This window comes from Fulvivirga kasyanovii (genome assembly GCF_009711405.1).
GTDB classification, from domain to species: Bacteria; Bacteroidota; Bacteroidia; order Cytophagales; family Cyclobacteriaceae; genus Fulvivirga; species Fulvivirga kasyanovii.
On the sequence record NZ_SMLW01000605.1, the window covers coordinates 1 to 5,941 of the forward strand.

The window sequence follows — 5,941 nt, forward strand, 5'->3', positions numbered from 1 at the left end:
ATAGTTCCAAGAGAAGGTAAGGTCATAGATCTTGGGTGTGGCTATGGACCAATGTCATATGCATTAGCCTACAGCAGTGCAAGCAGGCAGATACTCGCCATCGACTACGATCGGGAAAAAATATTCGTGGCTCAAAATTGTCCAGCTAAACCATCAAACGTCACTTTCATACATGGTGACGTACTTCGTGAAGATCTTGGAACTGCCGATGCCTTTGTTGTTAGTGATGTTCTTCATTATTTGACGATAGAGGAGCAGGGCACCTTGTTAAATAAAATGGCGGAAAGTCTGAATGCCGGAGGAAAGCTGATCATCAGAGATGGAGATTCGAATAAAAAAGACCGGCACAAAGGCACTGAACTTACAGAAGTATTCTCTACAGGCAGTGGTTTTAACAAAACCAGGAATAAGTTAAACTTCATTTCTTCTGATACAATAGAGAAGTTTGCAGAAAGAAATAATTTTAAGCTCGAAGTAATTGATAATACGAAGCGAACGTCAAACACAATATTTGTGTTAACCCAAAATTGAAAATGGAAAGTTTTGATATAGTCATCGTAGGCAGTGGTTTAGGAGGGTTGGAGTGTGGCACTATACTCAGTCGTGAAGGGTATAGCGTACTTGTTTTGGAAAAGAATAAACAGATCGGGGGAAATCTGCAGATATTTTCACGTAACAAGCGCATTTTCGATACAGGCATTCACTATATCGGAGGGCTGGGCAAAGGTCAGAACCTTTACCGTTACTTTAAATATCTTGGGATAATGGATGATCTTAAGCTTAAACGCATGGATGAGGACGGCTTTGATGTAGTTACCTTCGAAGGAGATGATACCGAATACAGGTATGCTCAGGGGTATGACAACTTCATAGAAACCATGAGCAGCTACTTTCCAGACGAAAGGGACGGTATTATTAAATATTGCGATAAGATCAGGGAAGTATGCAGCAAATTTCCAATGTACGATGTCCGGCCTATGAACGGACAACTTAACGATGCTCCATTTCTGGATATCAATGCCCGGGATTTCATAGCTACATGCACTTCTAATGAACGCCTGCAAATGATATTGGCCGGCACTAATCTTTTATATGCCGGAGAAGGGGACAAAACGCCGCTTTATGTTCACGCTTTAGTGGTTAACTCCTACATTGAAAGCTCCTGGAAGTGCATAGATGGGGGTTCACAGATTGCCATACTGTTGTCACGCAATATCCGTCAAAACGGAGGGCAGGTGCTAAAAAATGCGGAAGTAGTTGATTTCGTATTTGATGGAGATGAAGTCGACCATGTTGTGCTTGCGGATGGCAGGAAGTTCAAAGGGAAAAAATTTATCTCCAACATTCACCCATCCCTCACTCTGGATATGGTGGAGGAGGGGAAAATCAGGAAAGCATACCGAAAGAGGATCAATAGCCTTGAAAATTCTGTTTCAGTATTCATTTTGTACATCGTTCCCAAGCCAGGCACTATTCCAAATTTCAATTGTAACTACTACCATTTTATAGACCCTGACGTTTGGATAGGAGCTCAATACACAGATAACTGGCCCACCGGATATGCGGTGTTTAGTGGAGCATCAAGTAAAGCCGATAGCTATGCCGATAGCATAATCATGATGGCTTATATGCATTTTGAAGAAACCAGCAAATGGGCTGACACATTCAATACAGTATCTCAAAAGTCAGAACGGGGAGAAGAGTATGAAACGTTTAAAGAAGAAAAAGCACAAGTATTGTTTAATGAACTGGAGAAGAAGTTTCCTGGTATAAAAGAGAATACAGAAGCGTACTATACCTCAACACCTCTCACTTACAGAGACTATATAGGCACGAAGGACGGCTCGCTTTATGGTGTTAAAAAGGATTATAAGAACCCGTTGAAATCGTTCATTTCTCCTAAAACCAAGGTTCCCAACCTGTTGCTTACAGGTCAGAACCTCAACATGCATGGAGTACTCGGTGTTACTATAGGGGCAATTACAACATGTTCTGAAATACTGGGGCATCAGTACCTGATGAATAAGATCATTGAATCCACTACTAGTAAGGAGTGATGTTAAAAAGGTTTTTTAAAAATAGAATTGTTAAAGTAATACTCTGGCTTCACCTGGTAGCACTGGTTGTCATTGCACTGCTTATTTTCTATTTGACGGAAACCACAAAAGATAATTATCAGGATGCGCTGGCCGAAGCGCCATATGATGCAATAATTGTCCCCGGCTATCCATATGAGGGCAAATGGCATAACATCATGAAAACCAGAGTCTATTGGTCAAAATACTTATGGGAGAAGGGACTTGTGAAAAACATTATCTATTCGGGCAGTGCTGTATATTCACCCTATGTTGAAGGACTGATCATGAAGCAGTATGCTATTAAATTGGGCTTACCGGAAAATATGCTCTTTGCTGAAACCCAGGCTGAACATAGCACTGAAAATTTATTCTACTCCTATGAGTTGGCAAAGGCCAAAGGTTTTAAGAAAATAGCCCTTGCTACTGATCCGGTACAATCATTTTTGCTTCAGCAATATGCCAATGGCAAACCGTTTAAAGTAGAATACCTTCCGATCCAGTATACTATTCTTGAACAAATGAATCTTGCGGACGTAAAGATCAACGCTGAAATTGCTTTGAAAAAAGATTTCAAGGCACTACCTGAACGGGAAAACTTCTGGCAAAGATTTAGAGGCACCCTTGGGGAAAACATTGAAGACCAATATAAAGAGCATAACCCGGTAGATTAAAGGTGATGAGAAAAAAAGTTAAGATTATGCTGGCCATACTTATATTGCTACCCCTGACATTGGTTGTGGTGTACTTCTTCAACGTGCGTATGTCGTCTCCACTGGCAGAAGGACAGGAAATACCTGATATTGAAGTGAAAACCTTGGGCCAAAATCATTTTACAACCGCCACGGGAAGCTGGTTGCATAAGAACGACAAAGATGTATGGGAAATATATATACAAGGCGAACCATACGAACGCGGTCTTGCCTTCGGCGCTTTGGCCCAGCAGTTATTGGCAGAAAAAGAGAGTGCTTTTATTTCAGAAATTGAAAACAGAGTACCCTCCGATTCCTACCTTAATTTTCTGAAGTATGTAGTAGGTTGGTTTCACCGTGATCTTGACGAGTATGTTCCTGAGGAGTACCTGAAAGAGATATACGGGTCTTCACAATACATGGCTGATTCTTTTGACTATGTCTCTCCCAAATACCATAGAGGGCTTAGCTATCATGCTGCCCACGATATTGGCCATGCTTTGCAGAATATGAACCTCGTAGGCTGTACTTCGTTTGCAGTTAAAGGCGATAAATCTGAAAATGGGAAACTACTAATAGGACGTAATTTCGATTTTTATTTTGGAGAGCAATTTGCAAAAGATAGAATGATTGCCTTCTATAATCCCAGCGAGGGTTATCAGTTTATGTCGGTTACATGGGCATGTTTTAGCGGAGTAGTCTCCGGAATGAATGAGAAGGGATTAACGGTAACCCTTAATTCTGCCAAGTCAGCTATTCCGTCAATAGGCAAAACACCCGTCTCAATTATAGCCAGACAAATATTGCAATATGCATCAACAATTGATGAAGCCTATGCGATTGCCGAATCATATGAGTCCTTTGTGGCCGAAACGTTTTTGATTGGTTCTAAACAGGACGGAAGAGCTGCACTGATTGAGAAAACCCCGGAAACTACGGTGCTTTATGAAGAGGATGACAATGAAATGATCATTACAAACCACTTTCAAAGTGACGAGCTTAAGAATGATCCATTGAATCAAGAGTATCTGCAAGAAGGGGTTTCTGACTACAGGTATCAACGTGTACACCAGTTGATAGATTCACTGGGGGCTCTTAATCCTGCTAAAGCAGCTTATTTACTCAGGGATACAAAAGGTATGGAGGGTAAGGACATAGGTTTGGCCAACGAAAAAGCAATAAATCAACTTATAGCGCATCACTCTGTTATTTTTTCTCCTGAAGAAATGATCGCCTGGGTGTCCACACCACCGTATCAGTTGGGAGACTATATTGCATATAATCTTAACCAGATTTTCACAGATCGCAAAGGCAGTTCCTTTACTTATACAGATTCTCTAAGTATTGAATTTGACCCCTTTCTTAATACGAATGGATATAAAGGCTATACCGATTTTGTGCTGATAAAAGAAAAGATCCAAAAGTTTCTGGCAAAGGGAGAAGGTAATAGATTGCAGGATCAGGAAGTCAACAGGTTTATAGAAAGCAACCCACGTGGATTTCTAACTTACTACTACCTGGGAGACTACTTTAAAAGTATTGAAGCTTGGCAAGAGGCTGAAAAATATTATAATATTGCGCTGGATCTGGAAATAGCTAAAAACAGCGAGCGAAGACATATCGAGGAAGGCCTGAAAGAATGCCGTAAACACATCGAGATCCGGTAAATGGCAATAGCATTATGACTATACCTCCATTAGAAAGCAGGAGCAAAGAAGATATCTTAAATCATCAATTGGCAGAGCTTAAGAAATTGCTATGCTATGTAGGAGAGAAGTCACCTTTTTACAAACGCCATTTTGAACAGCATAAGATCGATATCAGCTCCATTAATTCTATTGAAGCCCTCGGAACCATTCCTCCCACTGATAAAAGCCACTTGCAAAAGTATCAGCGGGATTTTTGGTGTGTATCCCCGGAAGAAATTATAGAATACTGTAATACATCAGGCACCGAAGGGGTAGCCGTAACCATACCTTTGACGGAGAAGGATTTAAAAAGACTGACTTACAACGAAGCTATATCTTTGGCTTGTACCGGGGGAGATAGAAATGAACTCTACCAGCTAACTACTACATTGGATCGTCAGTTTATGGCAGGGCTTGCCTATACGCTGGGTGCCAGGGAACTTGGCGCAGGTATGGTTAGAGTAGGGCCAGGCTTACCTCAACTACAATGGAAAACCATACAGGAAATTAAACCTACAGCACTGATTATTGTGCCTTCTTTTCTTGTCAAACTAATCGAATACGCCGAAGCTGAAGGAATAGATTATAAGAATAGTTCAGTTAAAAAGGCCATATGCATAGGTGAGCCTATCCGAAAGAGCGATCTTTCGCTTAATGCGTTAGGTGAGAAGATTACCGACAAGTGGGGTATTGAACTTTACTCTACCTATGCCTCAACTGAAATGGCCGCAGCCTTTACAGAATGTTCAATTGGAAAAGGAGGGCATTTGCATCCGGAGTTGCTTATTGCAGAGGTTCTTGATGAACATGATAAGCCCGTTCCTGCGGGTACTGTCGGAGAGCTTACTATTACTACACTCGGCGTAGAGGCCGTACCCTTGGTAAGGTTCAAAACCGGTGATATGTGTGCCATTTTGGATGAGCAGTGCCCATGTGGAAGGAACACACCACGGGTGAGCCCTGTGCTGGGTAGAAAGAACCAACTCATAAAGTACAAGGGAACCACATGTTATCCGCCGGCCATTTTTGACCTGCTGGACAATGACGATAGTATTAGCCACTACCAGGTGCTGGCCACGGCTGATGAGTATGGTAACGATGAGCTTACAGTTCTTTACAGTACTGTTTCGAATTATGAGCGTAAGAGACTCGCGGATAAGTTCAGGGCACTTTTGAGAGTTACCCCTGCGCTTGTAGAGAGGTCGGAAGCTGAAATTCTGCAGCTCATCTACCCAAAAACAAGCCGAAAGCCGGTTAAGTTTGTCGACAAAAGACAGCAAAAAGCTTAATGCGGACAATGAAGCTTAAACTAATAATTTAAGCAGACGAAAATAACACTTGCCATATTTAAACATTTATCGCATCTTTGCACCCTCGTAGTAAAGTAAGGCAGGCCATACCACGCCCAAATATTATTCTTTAAAAAATTTAATAACTAGTATTTGGTAACTCGCTTTAAGTTACTATCTTTGCAGTCCTTTTGCGG

At 41.5% G+C, this 5,941-nt stretch carries 5 protein-coding genes; all 5 read left to right on the forward strand.

Annotated features, from left to right (window positions below):
* Nucleotides 1–531: class I SAM-dependent methyltransferase (locus E1163_RS18425; protein ID WP_155173934.1), on the forward strand; the 531-nt coding region annotated here is incomplete at its 5' end.
* A gap of 2 nt (nt 532–533) precedes the next feature.
* On the forward strand, nt 534–2,057 hold the full coding sequence (locus E1163_RS18430) for a phytoene desaturase family protein (RefSeq protein ID WP_155173935.1): 1,524 nt from the start codon (nt 534–536) through the stop codon (nt 2,055–2,057).
* Entirely contained in the window at nt 2,057–2,749 is a 693-nt protein-coding gene (locus E1163_RS18435) for a YdcF family protein (RefSeq protein WP_155173936.1), read from the forward strand. Before E1163_RS18430 ends, E1163_RS18435 begins: the two co-directional genes overlap by 1 nt.
* A gap of 5 nt (nt 2,750–2,754) precedes the next feature.
* Nucleotides 2,755–4,434 carry a C45 family autoproteolytic acyltransferase/hydrolase gene (locus tag E1163_RS18440; protein ID WP_155173937.1) on the forward strand — a complete coding sequence of 560 codons (1,680 nt, stop codon included), beginning with the start codon at nt 2,755–2,757 and terminating at the stop codon, nt 4,432–4,434.
* 14 nt (nt 4,435–4,448) lie between these two features.
* Nucleotides 4,449–5,744, forward strand: coding sequence for a flexirubin biosynthesis putative acyl-CoA ligase FlxY (gene flxY, locus E1163_RS18445; RefSeq protein WP_155173938.1), 1,296 nt, complete (start codon nt 4,449–4,451; stop codon nt 5,742–5,744).
* Nucleotides 5,745–5,941: the final 197 nt, after the last annotated feature.